This is a genomic window from Ferrovibrio sp., assembly GCF_002796975.1.
Lineage (GTDB): Bacteria > Pseudomonadota > Alphaproteobacteria > Ferrovibrionales > Ferrovibrionaceae > Ferrovibrio.
The window spans coordinates 1-13,570 of sequence record NZ_PEKV01000013.1 but is presented as its reverse complement, the minus strand read 5'-3'; the positions used below and the strand labels follow the sequence as shown (position 1 = coordinate 13,570).

Annotated in this window: 20 protein-coding genes and 1 pseudogene (2 of these 21 running past the window's edge); 14 read left to right on the top strand and 7 right to left on the bottom strand. The window is 64.6% G+C overall.

What is annotated here, in order from left to right; genetic code table 11:
- On the top strand, nt 1–36 hold the final stretch of the coding sequence (locus CTR53_RS15475; RefSeq protein ID WP_290815269.1) for a nucleoside deaminase. It extends 375 nt beyond the left edge of the window; the window shows 36 of its 411 coding nt (coding positions 376–411); the start codon falls outside the window, past its left edge; it ends in the stop codon at nt 34–36.
- Nucleotides 1–622: the 3' portion of a Crp/Fnr family transcriptional regulator gene (locus CTR53_RS15470; protein WP_367158984.1), read on the top strand. Its footprint begins 56 nt before the window's first position; the window shows 622 of its 678 coding nt (coding positions 57–678); the start codon falls outside the window, past its left edge; the stop codon is at nt 620–622. Before CTR53_RS15475 ends, CTR53_RS15470 begins: the two co-directional genes overlap by 92 nt.
- A 55-nt stretch (nt 623–677) precedes the next feature.
- Nucleotides 678–1,217 (top strand): hypothetical protein, encoded by a 540-nt coding sequence (locus tag CTR53_RS15465; RefSeq protein ID WP_290815265.1) that lies wholly within the window; start codon nt 678–680, stop codon nt 1,215–1,217.
- Nucleotides 1,218–1,219: 2 nt separating this feature from the next.
- On the opposite strand, the gene CTR53_RS15460 is transcribed toward CTR53_RS15465, so the two are convergent.
- Entirely contained in the window at nt 1,220–2,407 is a 1,188-nt protein-coding gene (locus CTR53_RS15460; RefSeq protein ID WP_290815263.1) for a urate hydroxylase PuuD, read from the bottom strand.
- A 109-nt stretch (nt 2,408–2,516) separates the two neighbouring features.
- Nucleotides 2,517–3,275, bottom strand: coding sequence for a phosphonate metabolism transcriptional regulator PhnF (gene phnF / locus CTR53_RS15455; RefSeq protein ID WP_290815260.1), 759 nt, complete (start codon nt 3,273–3,275; stop codon nt 2,517–2,519).
- 114 nt (nt 3,276–3,389) lie between these two features.
- Between phnF and phnG the strand changes: the two genes are divergently transcribed.
- The 10 genes from phnG to CTR53_RS15405 are packed head-to-tail and all read left to right on the top strand — an operon-like array spanning nt 3,390 to nt 10,903.
- Nucleotides 3,390–3,866 carry a phosphonate C-P lyase system protein PhnG gene (phnG, locus tag CTR53_RS15450; RefSeq protein ID WP_290815258.1) on the top strand — a complete coding sequence of 159 codons (477 nt, stop codon included), beginning with the start codon at nt 3,390–3,392 and terminating at the stop codon, nt 3,864–3,866.
- Nucleotides 3,867–3,868: 2 nt separating this feature from the next.
- Complete coding sequence (phnH, locus tag CTR53_RS15445) at nt 3,869–4,471, top strand: phosphonate C-P lyase system protein PhnH (RefSeq protein ID WP_290815256.1); 603 nt, start codon at nt 3,869–3,871, stop codon at nt 4,469–4,471.
- Between the two features lies 1 nt (nt 4,472).
- Nucleotides 4,473–5,579 (top strand): carbon-phosphorus lyase complex subunit PhnI, encoded by a 1,107-nt coding sequence (locus tag CTR53_RS15440; protein ID WP_290815254.1) that lies wholly within the window; start codon nt 4,473–4,475, stop codon nt 5,577–5,579.
- Nucleotides 5,576–6,481, top strand: a complete 906-nt coding sequence (locus tag CTR53_RS15435) for an alpha-D-ribose 1-methylphosphonate 5-phosphate C-P-lyase PhnJ (protein WP_290815252.1) — start codon at nt 5,576–5,578, stop codon at nt 6,479–6,481. The genes CTR53_RS15440 and CTR53_RS15435 overlap by 4 nt, the downstream gene beginning before the upstream one ends.
- Nucleotides 6,478–7,266: a phosphonate C-P lyase system protein PhnK gene (gene phnK / locus CTR53_RS15430; RefSeq protein ID WP_290815249.1), complete on the top strand. Its 789-nt coding sequence runs from the start codon at nt 6,478–6,480 to the stop codon at nt 7,264–7,266. Before CTR53_RS15435 ends, phnK begins: the two co-directional genes overlap by 4 nt.
- Nucleotides 7,267–7,270: 4 nt before the next feature.
- A complete protein-coding gene (gene phnL / locus CTR53_RS15425) occupies nt 7,271–7,969 on the top strand; it encodes a phosphonate C-P lyase system protein PhnL (protein WP_290815247.1) in 699 nt (232 codons plus the stop codon).
- Nucleotides 7,966–9,114, top strand: a complete 1,149-nt coding sequence (locus CTR53_RS15420; protein ID WP_290815245.1) for an alpha-D-ribose 1-methylphosphonate 5-triphosphate diphosphatase — start codon at nt 7,966–7,968, stop codon at nt 9,112–9,114. The genes phnL and CTR53_RS15420 overlap by 4 nt, the downstream gene beginning before the upstream one ends.
- Nucleotides 9,115–9,125: 11 nt before the next feature.
- A complete protein-coding gene (locus CTR53_RS15415) occupies nt 9,126–9,677 on the top strand; it encodes a phosphonate degradation HD-domain oxygenase (protein ID WP_290815243.1) in 552 nt (183 codons plus the stop codon).
- A 1-nt stretch (nt 9,678) separates the two neighbouring features.
- The gene (gene phnN / locus CTR53_RS15410) at nt 9,679–10,236 is read left to right on the top strand and encodes a phosphonate metabolism protein/1,5-bisphosphokinase (PRPP-forming) PhnN (RefSeq protein ID WP_290815241.1); all 558 of its coding nucleotides are present in this window, start codon (nt 9,679–9,681) and stop codon (nt 10,234–10,236) included.
- Between the two features lie 34 nt (nt 10,237–10,270).
- A complete protein-coding gene (locus tag CTR53_RS15405) occupies nt 10,271–10,903 on the top strand; it encodes a LysE family translocator (protein ID WP_290815239.1) in 633 nt (210 codons plus the stop codon).
- On the opposite strand, the gene CTR53_RS15400 is transcribed toward CTR53_RS15405, so the two are convergent.
- Complete coding sequence (locus tag CTR53_RS15400) at nt 10,900–11,592, bottom strand: DUF1045 domain-containing protein (RefSeq protein WP_290815236.1); 693 nt, start codon at nt 11,590–11,592, stop codon at nt 10,900–10,902. The two genes, CTR53_RS15405 and CTR53_RS15400, sit on opposite strands and share 4 nt — an antisense overlap.
- Before the next feature lie 215 nt (nt 11,593–11,807).
- Between CTR53_RS15400 and CTR53_RS15395 the strand changes: the two are divergent.
- A pseudogene (locus CTR53_RS15395) lies at nt 11,808–11,915 on the top strand (ATP-binding cassette domain-containing protein); the annotation flags it as partial.
- Between the two features lie 82 nt (nt 11,916–11,997).
- Here the strand turns inward: CTR53_RS15395 and CTR53_RS15390 are convergent.
- The 4 genes from CTR53_RS15390 to CTR53_RS15375 all read right to left on the bottom strand — a co-directional run.
- Nucleotides 11,998–12,177, bottom strand: a complete 180-nt coding sequence (locus CTR53_RS15390) for a hypothetical protein (protein ID WP_290815234.1) — start codon at nt 12,175–12,177, stop codon at nt 11,998–12,000.
- A gap of 117 nt (nt 12,178–12,294) precedes the next feature.
- A complete protein-coding gene (locus tag CTR53_RS15385; RefSeq protein ID WP_290815232.1) occupies nt 12,295–12,873 on the bottom strand; it encodes a hypothetical protein in 579 nt (192 codons plus the stop codon).
- Nucleotides 12,874–12,906: 33 nt separating this feature from the next.
- Nucleotides 12,907–13,143: a YMGG-like glycine zipper-containing protein gene (locus tag CTR53_RS15380; protein WP_290815230.1), complete on the bottom strand. Its 237-nt coding sequence runs from the start codon at nt 13,141–13,143 to the stop codon at nt 12,907–12,909.
- Between the two features lie 226 nt (nt 13,144–13,369).
- A partial coding sequence (locus CTR53_RS15375) for a hypothetical protein (protein WP_290815228.1) occupies nt 13,370–13,570 on the bottom strand: 201 nt, incomplete at its 5' end.

The window sequence follows — 13,570 nt, the reverse complement described above, 5'->3', positions numbered from 1 at the left end:
GAATGGGACACCAAGCCCGATAAGGTGCCCTATTAGGCCGGAAGAGTCCGGCTGGCTGGCGCAGGCCGCCCGGCAGGCAAAACAGCGCCGGCTTGCTGCGGGCGACTGCCTGTTTCGCCAGGGCGACCGCGCACAGGCGATATTCCGTGTCGAACAGGGGCGTCTGCGGCTGGTGCGGCATCTGGCCGATGGCAGCGCCGTGACGCTGCATGTGGCCCGTGCGGGCGACGGGCTCGCCGAGGCAGCGTTGTTTGCCAGTCAGTATCATTGCGATGCCGTGGCCGAAATCGACAGTTCCGTCGCCGTGATTGCCAGGGCACCGCTGCTGGCCGCCTTGCATGGCGATGCCGAGTCCAGTCTGGCTTTCGCGGCAGATCTCAGCCGGCAGGTGCGGAACCTGCGCTGGCAGCTTGAATTGCGCAACATCAGGTCGGCGCGTGAGCGGCTGCTGGTCTGGCTGCGCCTGCAGGCCAATCCGGATGGCGTGGTGACGCTCGACAGGCCCTGGACGGTGATCGCGCCGGAACTGGGGCTGAGCCATGAAGTCGTCTATCGGACATTGGCCCGGCTGACGGCGGAACGCAGGCTGCGCCGGAAGAAAGACCGGGTCCAGCTGATATGATCCGGATCATACGCGGGCACAGGCATTCGCCCTAGGCTGCAGGTCTGGAGGTGCCATGACCCGCATCGTTCTGTCACTTGTCATTATCCTGGCCGCATCGGTGGCTTTGGCCCAGCATCCTCAGCCCTATGCCGGGCAGCAGTCGCGCGGCATCAAGGCGCTGTCGGAACAGGAAACTGCCGATCTGCTCGCCGGACGCGGCATGGGGCTGGCCCGCGCCGCCGAATTGAACTCCTATCCCGGTCCGGTACACGCGTTGGAGATGGCATCTGCTCTCGGCCTGAATACGGAGCAGGTCATGGCGCTGGAAGACCAGAAACGCCGTATGGCTGCGGCGGCGATGGCGCTGGGCCAGAAGATCGTGGCGGCCGAGCGCGATTTCGACCGGATGTTTGCCGAGCGCCGCATCGATACCGCTGCTTTGCAGGCCCGCAGCGAAGAGATCGGCCTGTTGCAGGGACAGTTGCGTGCCGTGCATCTGGCCACGCATCTGGAAACCCGCGCGGCCCTGACCGAGACGCAGGTGCGGCGTTATGATGAATTGCGCGGCTATGGTTCCGGTGCTGCCCCGCCGGCGCACCAGCGCGCACACTAGGTCTAGTTGGTCTTCGCCCCGGCGGCGATCCAGGCACCGAGCAGCTGGCGCTCTTCCGCTGTGATATGCGTGGCGTTGCCCGGCGGCATGGTCTCGGTGCGCACGGCCTGCTGGCTGATCAGCGAGGCAAAGCGACGGATCTGCGCCGGGGTTTCCAGCATCACGCCCTTGGGCGCTTCGGCGATGCCGTCGAAGGTCGGCCGCGCGGCATGGCATGCCGTGCAGCGTGCGGCGATCACCGCCTGCGCCTGCGCAAAGGTCACGCCCTCGGAAAGCTGCACGCGGCGCGGGTCCCAGTGGGTGAAGAAGACGAGGCCAATCGTGAGCAGGAAGGCGACGACGAGAAATTCGTAGCGCGTGCCGCGGCCCTGGTTCTTCAGGTTGAAGAAATGCCGCACCAGACCGCCGATCACCATGACGACGGCGAGGATCACCCAGCCGTAAGGGTGGCCATAGGTGACCGGATAATGGTTGCTGATCATGGCGAACAGCACCGGCAGGGTCAGGTAATTGTTATGCAGCGAGCGCTGCTTGGCCATCTTGCCGAAGCTGGGATCGGGCGCCTGGCCGGCGATCATCTGCGCCACGGCGATCTTCTGGTTCGGGATGATATTCATCGCCACATTGGCGGCCATGATGGTGCCGATCAGTGCGCCGACATGTAAGTAAGCTGCGCGGGCCGAGAAGATTTGCGTATAGCCCCAGGCAGCAAAGACCAGCAAAGCGAAGCCGACGATGGCGAGTGCGGCATCGCTCTTGCCAAGCGGCGAGCGGCACAGCAGGTCGTAGACGATCCAGCCCAGCAGCAGCGACACCAGGCTGAAGCCGATCGCCTCGGCGCGCGACAGCGCCAGCACCTTGTCGTCGATCAGGTAGAGGTCGGCGCCGACATAATACAGCGCGCCCATCAGGAAGAAGCCGCTGATCCAGGTGAAATAGGCCTCGTATTTGAACCAGTGCAGCTCGGCCGGCAGCTGCGGCGGCGCGACCGAGTATTTCTCGGTGAAATAGAAGCCGCCGCCATGGATCAGCCAGGCCTGGCCCAGCACGCCGGCCTGCTGGTCGGCGGATTTGCGCAAGGAATTGTCGAGCCAGACAAAGAAGAAGGAGGAACCGATCCAGGCAATGCCGAAAATCAGGTGCATCCAGCGCAGCACCAGATTGAGCCATTCCATTGCCAGATCGAACATACCGGATCACCCCTGCGCCAATGGGACTGCGGCGCTTGCTCCAAGCCCTACCGAGCCGGGCCGGAATCGTCAATCAGGATTGTGTACAATTTTGCTGCTGCAGGCCGGCCTATTCCAGATGCTCGATGCTGAGCGTCACATGGTCGGCGGCAAACCGAGCACGGACGTACTCCACCGGGCGTCCGCGTTCATCGACATTCACGGTTTCGCTGATCAGCACCGGCCGGGTGCGCGGCAGGTCGAGCAGGCGCGCATCGCCGGCGGCGATCAGTTTGGCGGCAATCCGCGTGGTGCGGCGATGATAGTCGGCGACCCCGGCCAGTTTCAGCGCGCCGGTGATCGAATTGGCGCGGCGGAAATGGTCCGGCATTTCGGGAAAGCGGTCGGCGCTGAAGAAATGGCTGCTCATGCTGACGGCGCGCTCGTCGGCATGGTTGCGCGTCTCGATCTGCCACAGCGGCGCGCCGGTGGGAATGCCGAGTGCGCGGGCGATATCGGCCGGCGCGGGGATCTGGTCGGCCGAGATCAGTTCGCGCAACGGTTTCTTCTGCCGGGTCAGCAGATTTTCGGTGAAACGCGTGCGCGCGCCGATGCGATAGTCCAGCGAGCCTTCGGCGACGAACATGCCGCGGCCCTGTTCGATATTGACCAGGCCGGTTTCGGCCAGGCGGTTCATCGCCTGGCGCACGGTATGACGGTTGACGCCGAAACGGTCGGCCAGCTGCTTTTCGGTCGGCAGCTGGATGCCCGGCTTGTAGTCGCCGCGGCGGATCGCCTGCTCCATGGCCAAGGCGATCTGGCGCCACACCGCCGTGCCAGTCCCCCGTTCAACCGGGCCCCGCTCGATGCGTTCTGCCATCTCAGACATTTACCGCTCCGTCATAAAAACTTCGCCATGACATGGCTTGCTGCAGTCGCGGCATCGGCGTATTGAATATATAGATGTCTAGACAAATTTAGACCAATGCGCAAGAGGTCGAGTATGACGGCTCAAGCCACCCAGACGGATCCGGAGATCGGCGCGCGCCAGCGCCGCCTCCGCCTCCTGGCCCGTGCGGACCGCGCTACGCTGGAAGCGGCGCTCGCCGCGCTGCCGGCCCCGCCGGAATGGCGCCGGCTCAAGCAGCCCGAGACCGGCCTGACCATGGTGCGGGCGCGCGCCGGCGGCGTGGGCCAGCGGTTCAATCTCGGCGAAATGACGGTGTCGCGCTGCGTCGTGGCGCTGGAAGGGGCCGGTCAGTCTATGGGTGTCGGCTATGTGCAGGGTCGCGACTGCCGCCGCGCCGAGCTGGTCGCCGTCTTCGATGCACTGAGCCAGGATGCAGCCGGCGCGGAACGGATCGAACGGCTGCTGATCGCGCCGGTCGAACGCAAACTGGCCGACGAGCGCCGCACGCGCGCCGCCAAGGTGGCCGCCACCAGGGTCGATTTCTTCACCCTGGTGCGCGGGGGGGATTGAGCATGACCACGACGATCACTCCCGCCACGGGCTTCGACGATCCGGTACAGCAGAGCCAGCAGGCGTTTCGCGCCCTGCTTGATGCGATGGCGCGGCCGGGCCGCGTCACCACAGTGGAGACCGAGGCCGGTCATCCCGAGGGTCTGTCGCCGGCGCTGGCTGCTGCCCTGCTGACCCTGGCCGATCTCGATACGCCGGTCTGGCTCGGCCCGGGCTTCGACTCTGAGGCCGTGAAGACCTGGCTGCGCTTTCACAGCGGCGCGCCGCTGACGGCCAAAGCTGAACTGGCCGTCTTTGCACTGCTTGACGCCGCGCAGATGCCAGCGCTGGAGAGCTTTTCCTTCGGCACCGATGAATCGCCCGAGCGCGGCGCGACGCTTCTCATACAGGTGCCGGGCCTCACGGGCGCAAACGCCATGATCTGGCGAGGCCCGGGCATCAAGGACGGCATTGCCATGCCCTTCTGCGGCCTGGGCCAGAGCGTGTGGCGGCAACGCACCGCGCTCTCCATCGAATTCCCGCGCGGTGTCGATCTGTATCTGGGCTGCGGCCGCGATCTGGTCGCGCTGCCGCGCAGCACCGCCATCTCCATCGAAGGAGCCTGACATGTATGTGGCAGTGAAAGGCGGCGAGGCCGCGATTGGCAATGCCCACCAGCTGCTGGCCGAGGATCGCCGTGGCAATCCCGATGTGCCCGAACTCAGCGTGGCACAGATTCGCGAACAGCTGAGCGGCAGCGTCGATCGCGTCATGACCGAGGGCTCGGTCTACGATCCCGATCTGGCAGCCCTGGCGCTGAAGCAGTCGCGCGGCGATCAGGTCGAGGCGATCTTCCTGCTGCGCGCCTATCGCACGACGTTGCCACGCCTCGCGGTCTCGCTTCCGATCGATACCGGCAATATGAAAGTGTCGCGCCGCATTTCGTCGTGCTTCAAGGATATGCCGGGCGGGCAATTGCTCGGTCCGACGTTTGACTACGCGCATCGCCTGATCGATTTCGCACTGGAAGCCGAAGGCGCAGCGCCGCAGGCCGAAGGGAAGGGCGCATTGGCCGATCATCTGCCGCAGGTGGTCGATCTGCTGAATGCCGAAGGTCTGATCGAACGCGAACAGCCTGATGCCGACGATGCCGTGGTGGGCGACCTGACGCGCGAGCCGCTCTCTTTCCCGGCCGGGCGCGACATCCGGTTGCAGACTCTGGCCCGCGCCGACGAGGGCTATCTGCTGGCGCTGGGCTACTCGACGCAGCGCGGCTATGCCCGTTCGCATCCTTTCGTCGGCGAAATCCGCACCGGCGAAGTCGCGGTCGAGATCGAGATTCCCGAACTGGGTTTCGCGGTCGATATCGGCGACATCACCGTCACCGAATGCCAGATGGTCAACCAGTTCGTCGGTTCGAAGAGCGAGCCGCCGAAATTCACCCGCGGTTACGGGCTGGCCTTTGGTTATGCCGAGCGCAAGGCGATGGCGATGTCGCTGGTGGATCGTGCGCTGCGCGCCGAGGAACTGGGCGAGGATATCACCGCGCCGGCGCAGGATGCCGAATTCGTGCTCTACCATGCCGACAACGTGGAAGCTTCCGGCTTCGTGCAGCATCTCAAGCTGCCGCACCATGTCGATTTCCAGGCCGAGCTGACCCTGGTGCGCACCATGCGCGCTGAGATCGCTGCGGCCGAAGCACGGAAAGCTGAATTGGCGGAGGCCGCGCAATGAACCAGGCTTACGAAACCTCGGCTACTTTAGCTGGCTACAACTTCGCCTTCCTGGATGAGCAGACCAAGCGCATGCTGCGTCGCGCCATCCTGAAGGCGGTGGCGATCCCGGGCTATCAGGTGCCGTTCGGCAGTCGCGAAATGCCGCTGCCCTATGGCTGGGGCACCGGGGGCATGCAGGTGACCGCCGCCGTGATCGGCGCCAAGGACGTGCTGAAGGTGATCGACCAGGGCGCGGACGACACCACCAATGCCGTGTCGATCCGGCACTTCTTCGTGCGCATGACCAATGTCGCCACCACCGAGAAAACCCGCGAGGCAACCCTGATCCAGACGCGCCATCGCGTGCCGGAGACGCCGCTGTCGGAAGGCCAGATCCTGGTCTACCAGGTGCCGATCCCGGAGCCCTTACGCTGGCTGGAACCGCGCGAGACCGAGACGCGCAAGATGCATGCGCTGTCGGAGTATGGCGTCATGCATGTGAAGCTGTATGAGGATATTGCCCAGCATGGCCATATCTCCACGGCCTACGATTATCCGGTGCTGGTGAACGGCCGCTACCTGATGCGCTGCTCGCCGATCCCCAAATTCGATACGCCGAAGCTGCATATGAATGCCGCGCTCCAGCTGTTCGGCGCCGGGCGTGAGAAGCGCATCTACGCCGTGCCGCCCTATACCGAGGTCAAGCCGCTGGATTTCGAGGATCATCCCTTCGAGGTCGAGCGCTGGCCGGAAGACTGCGCGCTCTGCGGCGCGCAGGACAGCTTCCTGGATGAAGTGATCCTCGATGATCGCGGTGGGCGGATGTTCGTCTGCTCGGATACCGACTATTGCGGTGAGCGCCGCGCGGCCGGCCATACCGGCCGCATGAGTGCGCCCTACAAGGAAGAGGCAGCGGAATGACACCTGATCTTGACCAGACCCCGCTGCTCAGCGTCGAAGCTCTGAACAAGAGCTTCGGCCGCCATGTGGCCTGTCACGACATCTCATTCGATCTCTGGCCCGGTGAAGTGCTTGGCATCGTCGGTGAATCCGGCTCGGGAAAATCGACTTTGCTGAATGCCATCGCCGGGCGTTTGCCGGTCGACAGCGGCAAGATTCTGTACCGCGCCGCCAGTAACAGCATCGTCGATCTCGCTTCGGCCTCGGACGCGCAGCGCCGCCACCTGATGCGCACCGAATGGGGTTTCGTGCAGCAGCATGCCCGCGACGGACTGCGCATGGGCTTCTCGGCCGGCGCCAATATCGGTGAGCGGCTGATGGCTTTGGGCGACAAGCATTACGGCAAGCTGCGAGACACGGCCTTGGACTGGCTGCGGGCGGTCGAGATCGCACCGGAGCGTATCGACGACCTGCCGCGGACCTTCTCTGGTGGCATGCAGCAGCGCCTGCAGATTGCCCGCAATCTTGTCACCCGGCCGCGCATCGTGCTGATGGACGAGCCGACCGGCGGCCTCGATGTCTCGGTGCAGGCCCGCCTGCTCGACCTGATCCGCCGGCTGGTGCAGGAGCATCATGTCGCCTGCATCGTGGTGACACATGATCTGGGCGTCGCCCGCCTGCTGGCGCATCGCCTGATGGTGATGCGGCACGGCCAGGTGGTGGAGGCCGGCCTGACCGACCAGCTGCTCGACGATCCGCAGCATGCCTATACGCAGCTGCTGGTTTCCTCCGTGCTGAGCGTGTGATGCCATGACCGAGATGATCAAGGTCGAGAACCTCGACAAGACCTTCACCCTACATCTGCGCGGCGGCATCGCCCTGCCGGTGCTGCGCAATACCGGCTTCGGCGTGAATGCCGGCGAATGCGTCACCCTGCATGGGCCCTCGGGCGCGGGAAAATCCACGCTGCTGCGCTCGATCTACGGCAACTACCGGCCGCAGGCGGGTCGCATCCTGATCCGCCATGAGAATACGCCAGTCGATATCGTGGCGGCTGAACCGCGTGTGGTACTGGAGATCCGCCGCCGCACGCTGGGTTATGTCACGCAGTTCCTGCGCGTCATCCCGCGGGTGCCGACCCTGGATATCGTGGCCGAGCCGCTGCTGGCGCGCGGTGCCGGCGAACAGGCGGGGCGGGCCAAGGCGGCCGAATTACTGGCCCGGTTACAGATCGCCGAGAAGATGTGGAGCCTGCCGCCGGCGACGTTTTCGGGCGGCGAGCAGCAGCGCATCAATATCGCGCGCGGTTTCTGCGCCGATTATCCGATCCTGCTGCTGGATGAGCCGACCGCCTCACTGGATGAAACGAACCGCAAAATTGTCATAAATCTGATCGATGATGCGCGGCAGCGTGGGACAGCCATTGTCGCCATCGTGCATGATGCCGATACGCGCGCGGCCATCACCACACGTCTGTTGCCGTTGGAAAGCCAGGGAGTTGCGGCATGAGTGCCGATCTTGTCATTACCAATGCCCGGATTATCGGACGCAAGGATGAAATCACCGGCGGCAGCCTGGCTGTCCGCGACGGTGTGATCGTCGATATCGGCACTGGACCATCGGCCATTCGTTCGGCCGAGGATTTCGATGGCGACTATCTGCTGCCCGGCCTGGTCGAACTGCACACAGATAATCTGGAAAAACATTTCGCGCCGCGTCCAGGCGTGCGCTGGCCGGCCCGGCTGGCGGTGATCAACCACGATGCCCAGGTGGCGGCCGCCGGCATCACCACGGTGATGGATGCTGTGGCAGTGGGCGATGTGCGCGAAGGCTCGGTACGGCTGCAGATCCTGCGCGACATGATCGCTGCCATCGAAGCGGCGCAGAAGGGCGGCATGCTACGCGCCGAACACCTGCTGCATCTGCGCTGCGAAATCTCTTTCAGGGATCTGATGGAGCTGATCGAACCGATGTCGTCCTTAAGCTGGCTCAAGCTGGTCTCGATCATGGATCACACGCCGGGCCAGCGGCAGTTCGTCAATCCGGAGAAATACCGCCAGTATTACCAGGGTAAGTTCGGCCTGACCGACGAGCAGATGGAAACGTTCATGGCCGAGCAGATCGCCAATGCGCAGGCCTGGGGCGCGGAGAACCGCCGCAAGGTGGTGGCATTGTGTCATGCCAAGGGGCTGCCTCTGGCCAGCCATGACGATGCCACCGCCGAGCATGTGGCCGAAGCGGCTGCCGACAGGATGGTAGTGGCGGAATTCCCCACCACGCATGAGGCGGCGAAACTGTCGCGCCAGCATGGCATGAAGGTGATGATGGGTGGGCCGAATGTGGTGCGCGGCGGCTCGCATTCGGGGAATATCTCCGCCAGGTCGCTCGCCGAGAAAGGCCAGCTCGATATCATCTCGTCGGATTACGTGCCCAGCAGCATGCTGCAATCGGTGTTCCTGCTGCCCGGACAGCTGCCGCAGATCACGCTGCCGCAGGCTGTCGCCATGGCATCGAGCAATCCGGCTGACGCCGTGGGACTCACGGATCGCGGCGCCATCGAAACCGGCAAGCGCGCCGACCTGCTGCGCATCAGCATGATCGACGAGACGCCGGTAGTGCGCGCCGTGTGGCGCGGAGGCCGGCGTGTGATGTAACGGAGGCAATCATGCAGATTCTCGACCGGATCATGACCCTGCTGGAAAAGGCCGGCGCCGAGCGTTACGGCGGCGAAGGCGTCAGTCAGCTGGAACATGCGCTGCAATGCGCCATGCATGCCGAGCGCACCGGTGCCTCGCCCGAACTGATCACCGCTTGCCTGTTGCATGATATCGGCCATCTGGTCGGCGACGGTGACGAAGGCCAGGTCGAGCGTGGCATCGATGCCGAGCATGAAGAACTCGCGGCCGACTGGCTGCAGCGTCATTTCTCGGCAGCTGTGGTCGAACCGGTGCGTCTGCATGTCGAAGCCAAGCGCTACCTCTGCCAGGCCGAGTCGCATTACTGGGCCGGGCTTTCCAAAGGCTCGCAGATGAGCCTCGAAGTCCAAGGCGGTATCTATAGCGACGTCGAAGCTGCCGAATTCATCGCGCAGCCGTATGCGCGCGATGCCGTAATGCTGCGGCGCTGGGACGACGCGGCCAAGACACCGAAGCTGAAGACGCCGGATCTGGCGCATTACCGTCCGATCGTCGCCGCTGCCATGAAAGCGCCTGCCTGAAATGACTGCTGCAAACGGTCGCCTCGTCCTGGTGACGGGGCCGAGCGGGGTGGGCAAGGACAGCCTGATGGACGGGCTGCGTGCGGCATTGAGCGGACGCGACGATGTCGTGTTTCCGCGGCGCACGATTACCCGTGCCGCCGGTTTGGGCGGCGAAGATTATATAGCGGTCTCCGAGTCCGAATTCGCCGTCATGGTGGCACGCGGCGCGTTTGCGCTGTTCTGGCCGGCGCATGGCCTGCAATATGGCGTTCCGGCCTCGATCGACGCCGATCTCGGTGCCGGCCGGCAGGTGGTCGTGAATGTGTCGCGCGGCGTGATCGACGAGGCGCGGGCGAAATACCCCGGCCTGCTGGTGCTGGCGATCAATGCCTCCCCCGAGGTGCTGCGATCCCGGCTGCAGGGTCGTGGCCGCGAATCCGCGGCTGGTATCGAAGCGCGGTTGCAGCGCGCCGCCGCGTTTCGGCTTGACGGTACCGATGTAGTCCAGATCAGCAATGACGGTTCGCTGGCTGAGGGTGTCGCGGCCCTGATGACTCTGCTGCAAAAGTGCGCCTGATCGGCCATACTGCGCTCAGCCTTGTGGAGTCGCCATGGACAGCCTGCTGCCGCTTTTCAGCATCATCCTCGCCATTGCACTGGGCGCGATCAGCCCCGGACCGAGCTTCGTGCTGGTGGCGCGCACCGCCATCGCCGGGTCGCGTCGCGCCGGGCTGGGTACTGCACTTGGCATGGGGCTGGGCGGACTCACTTTTGCCATGCTGGCGCTGCTCGGGCTGATTGCCTTGCTGGCGCAGGTCGCCTGGCTCTATCTCGGCCTCAAGATTCTCGGCGGGCTGTACCTGCTCACTCTCGGCTGGCGGCTGTGGCGCGGTGCGCGCGAACCGCTGACCGTCGATACCACTGGTGAGGCCGGCCACGGATTCTGGCGCGCCGTGCTGCTCGGCCTCGTCACCCAGCTGAGCAATCCGAAAACCGCCGTGGTCTATGCCGGCATCTTTGCAGCCCTGCTGCCGGCGCAGCCACTGCCGCTCTGGCTGGCGCTCGCACTGCCGGCGGCGATCTTCGCGGTCGAATGTGGCTGGTATGCGCTGGTCGCCACGGCCTTCTCGGCTGGCGGTCCGCGCCGCGTCTACCTCAATGCCAAGAGCTGGATCGACCGGCTGGCCGGTGGCGTGATGGCGGCGCTTGGCATCCGCCTGATCTACGAGGGTACGCGCGGCTAGCCGCCCAGCCGGTAGCGGCCGGCGACACGGAATTTCGCGCCGGGATCGCCCTGCACGAACAGGCAGATTTCATCCAGCGTGAACTCGCTGCGCAAGGCTGGCGCCGTCAGTTCGGTCAGATGCGCGAGAACCTGACCGCGCTCGGCCTCATCCCTGATGCGTCCGGTCAGCGTGAAATGCATGCGGAATTCGTCCAGCACGTAAGGATAGCCCCAGTCGCGCAGATACTGTTCCTGCCGTTCGCTCAGGCCGGCGGCGCGGCGGCGGGCCAGTTCCTGTTCCGACGGCGGCGCGCGGAAACGATCGAAGTCGCGGATGCAGTCGGCGGCCAGCGCATCCAGTTCCGCCGATGGCGTCGCCGGCCGTAGTGCCAGAAAGCTGCCCAGTGCGGCCGGCTTGAGCGCGAAACGCAACGGCTTGCGCGTCGTGGCAAATTTCTCCAGCGCCAAGATCAGCTGGCCCTCGTCGCAGTCCTCGGCCAGGAAAAACGGCGGCTTCAGCGTGCCGTGGAAACCGTATCTCCGCGGCTCGGCGGTCAGCGCCGCGATCCGCCCGGCGTCGAGTCCTGCTGCCGGTTGGGCCGGATATTCCGCACCGGTCTCTGGGTCCCAGCCGAGCCAGCGCGCTGCAATCTCGTGCAGCGGGTGATCCGTGGCCGGAGCGGCATAGAGGGCGAAACGCGGCGTCATGCTGTCTAGACCTGTCTGCAGATGGTCCTGTGGGTAACCCTGACGATCCGAAATGCGGCCGGGGATTTCACCCTGGCGTCGCCGAACCGCAATCGAACTGTCACGCCGCATTGCTATCAGCGATCCCCGAAGACGGAAACAGCGGGGAATCGCATGCGTGCGGCCATCGAGATCGCCCATCTATCGAAAACCTTCAGGACGGGCAAGCGCGCGGTATCGCGCAATGCGCCTTCCAGCGCGCGTCCACGCTGTCGGGCGGGCAGCAGCAGCGCGCCGCCATCGCCCGCGCCATGATGCAGCAGGCCCGCGTCATCCTCGCCGACATCAACCGCTGCTGATCTAGTCGCAAACGAAAACGGCCCGCCGGGGAGGCGGGCCGTCGATCTCAAATTTCGGAATGAATCGTCAGTGGCGCAGGGTGATGCGCGGCTTGGCCGAATGACGGCGCGTCTGCCAGACCGGCGGCTCGGAGGCGATATGCACGTCGTCCTTGGTGGCCGCCTCGCCCTTGCGCGTCGTCAGCTTGGCGCGCGCCTTGGCGATGGCTTCCTGGGTCATGTAGAGCAGCAGTGTATTCGTCAGCATAAGTCGCCTCCATACTCACTGGGCTTTCCTGCCCGGGCGAAGTGATGTTGCAGTGGTGGTTCACGTTCAGCGGCCGGCAATCCTGCGCAGCCTCGTTTCAAGTCCGCCGGCCAAATTTCAGCCTGCTATGCGCCAGACCCCGTCGGTCATGCGGCAGGCGGTGCCGTAGCTCTGCTCGTCCTGACCGTGGATCGTGGCGATCGCCTGGTAGTCGCGGCAGAACTGCCCGTTGCGTTCAAACGTGCGCAGCGGCGTGACGGCAAACGCCGGCCCGCCGTAATCCATCTTCGGCGCGCCATACCAGCGCACCGGCGCCCGGTCCGGCGCAAATTCCAGCACGCGCGCCACGCAGGCCTGATCGACCTGGTCCATGCTCGAACCGATCCGGGCGCCGACAAGTGCAGCGGAGCCGGGAGCGGCCCGACGGGCCAGCGAACCGCGGTCGCAGGTGCCGCGGTCGATGCCATAGGGGGCCGTGTAGGTGGCGTAGGGCATAACCTGGCCTATCGCAGCGGGACCTGCCGAGGCCGGCGCGCTGGCATGCCAAGTACCGGCAGAAGTCTTTAGCGGATCAGCCATCGTCGCCCCGGATAACACCGAGGCGACGATGGCAGCGGCCAGGCCGAGGGTGGGTCGGCGACCGGGCCGCGGCGCGGCAGTGGAGGGGGTGCTCCACCACGGGGTTGAGGCAGGCATGACGCGCCGCTCCGCTAAACTCAACTCAGAAACTTACTTTCGACCGTTGCTCTTCTCATTCGAGTCCACGATCAAACCGCCAGCCGTACCTGCGGCGGCACCGATCAGCGCGCCTGCGACAGTGTGGCCGGTCAATAAACCGATGGCGGCACCGCCGGCGGCGCCCATGGCACCACCCGACACTGCGCGCTGCTGCGTGTTGTTCATGTTGCTGCAGCCCATGGCAACGAAACCAGTCAGCGCCAGGGCGACGATTGTCGATTTTTTCATCTCGAATCCTCCGTCTCTAGCTCAGCAGGTATTCCTCGCCGTGCCGGTGGATCCGGCAATTGGTCTGGGGAGGCGGGAGACCTTGCTTCGCCATTGAGAATTGGCGATCAAACGGTATTGAGCAATGAGTATTTGCCCGCATCCCGGGTTTATTACGGGGATCACAAGTATACCCCGTTTGCATCACATGATTATCACAGGAATTACTTTCTTCTTTACTTCGTTATTAGCGCCAGTTGTTTTGAAAACGCTCAAATATTGAGATTTCGAGATTCGCTGCGCCTTTTCCACTGTCACGGCCTTGCGTATCGTCACGGACATGCCGAATCGCGTTCGTCGACTCACCGTACTGGCTGTACTGACCCTGCCGGTCATGCTGGCGGGATGTGAGATGCTGCGCCTGACCCCGGAGCCTGCGCCACAGCCG

Coding starts and splice junctions, on each gene's coding strand:
- CTR53_RS15465 (WP_290815265.1), top strand. CDS start 678: ATGACCCGCATCGTTCTGTCACTTGTCATTATCCTGGCCGCATCGGTG.
- CTR53_RS15460 (WP_290815263.1), bottom strand. CDS start 2,407: ATGTTCGATCTGGCAATGGAATGGCTCAATCTGGTGCTGCGCTGGATG.
- phnF (WP_290815260.1), bottom strand. CDS start 3,275: ATGTCTGAGATGGCAGAACGCATCGAGCGGGGCCCGGTTGAACGGGGG.
- phnG (WP_290815258.1), top strand. CDS start 3,390: ATGACGGCTCAAGCCACCCAGACGGATCCGGAGATCGGCGCGCGCCAG.
- phnH (WP_290815256.1), top strand. CDS start 3,869: ATGACCACGACGATCACTCCCGCCACGGGCTTCGACGATCCGGTACAG.
- CTR53_RS15440 (WP_290815254.1), top strand. CDS start 4,473: ATGTATGTGGCAGTGAAAGGCGGCGAGGCCGCGATTGGCAATGCCCAC.
- CTR53_RS15435 (WP_290815252.1), top strand. CDS start 5,576: ATGAACCAGGCTTACGAAACCTCGGCTACTTTAGCTGGCTACAACTTC.
- phnK (WP_290815249.1), top strand. CDS start 6,478: ATGACACCTGATCTTGACCAGACCCCGCTGCTCAGCGTCGAAGCTCTG.
- phnL (WP_290815247.1), top strand. CDS start 7,271: ATGACCGAGATGATCAAGGTCGAGAACCTCGACAAGACCTTCACCCTA.
- CTR53_RS15420 (WP_290815245.1), top strand. CDS start 7,966: ATGAGTGCCGATCTTGTCATTACCAATGCCCGGATTATCGGACGCAAG.
- CTR53_RS15415 (WP_290815243.1), top strand. CDS start 9,126: ATGCAGATTCTCGACCGGATCATGACCCTGCTGGAAAAGGCCGGCGCC.
- phnN (WP_290815241.1), top strand. CDS start 9,679: ATGACTGCTGCAAACGGTCGCCTCGTCCTGGTGACGGGGCCGAGCGGG.
- CTR53_RS15405 (WP_290815239.1), top strand. CDS start 10,271: ATGGACAGCCTGCTGCCGCTTTTCAGCATCATCCTCGCCATTGCACTG.
- CTR53_RS15400 (WP_290815236.1), bottom strand. CDS start 11,592: ATGACGCCGCGTTTCGCCCTCTATGCCGCTCCGGCCACGGATCACCCG.
- CTR53_RS15390 (WP_290815234.1), bottom strand. CDS start 12,177: ATGCTGACGAATACACTGCTGCTCTACATGACCCAGGAAGCCATCGCC.
- CTR53_RS15385 (WP_290815232.1), bottom strand. CDS start 12,873: ATGCCTGCCTCAACCCCGTGGTGGAGCACCCCCTCCACTGCCGCGCCG.
- CTR53_RS15380 (WP_290815230.1), bottom strand. CDS start 13,143: ATGAAAAAATCGACAATCGTCGCCCTGGCGCTGACTGGTTTCGTTGCC.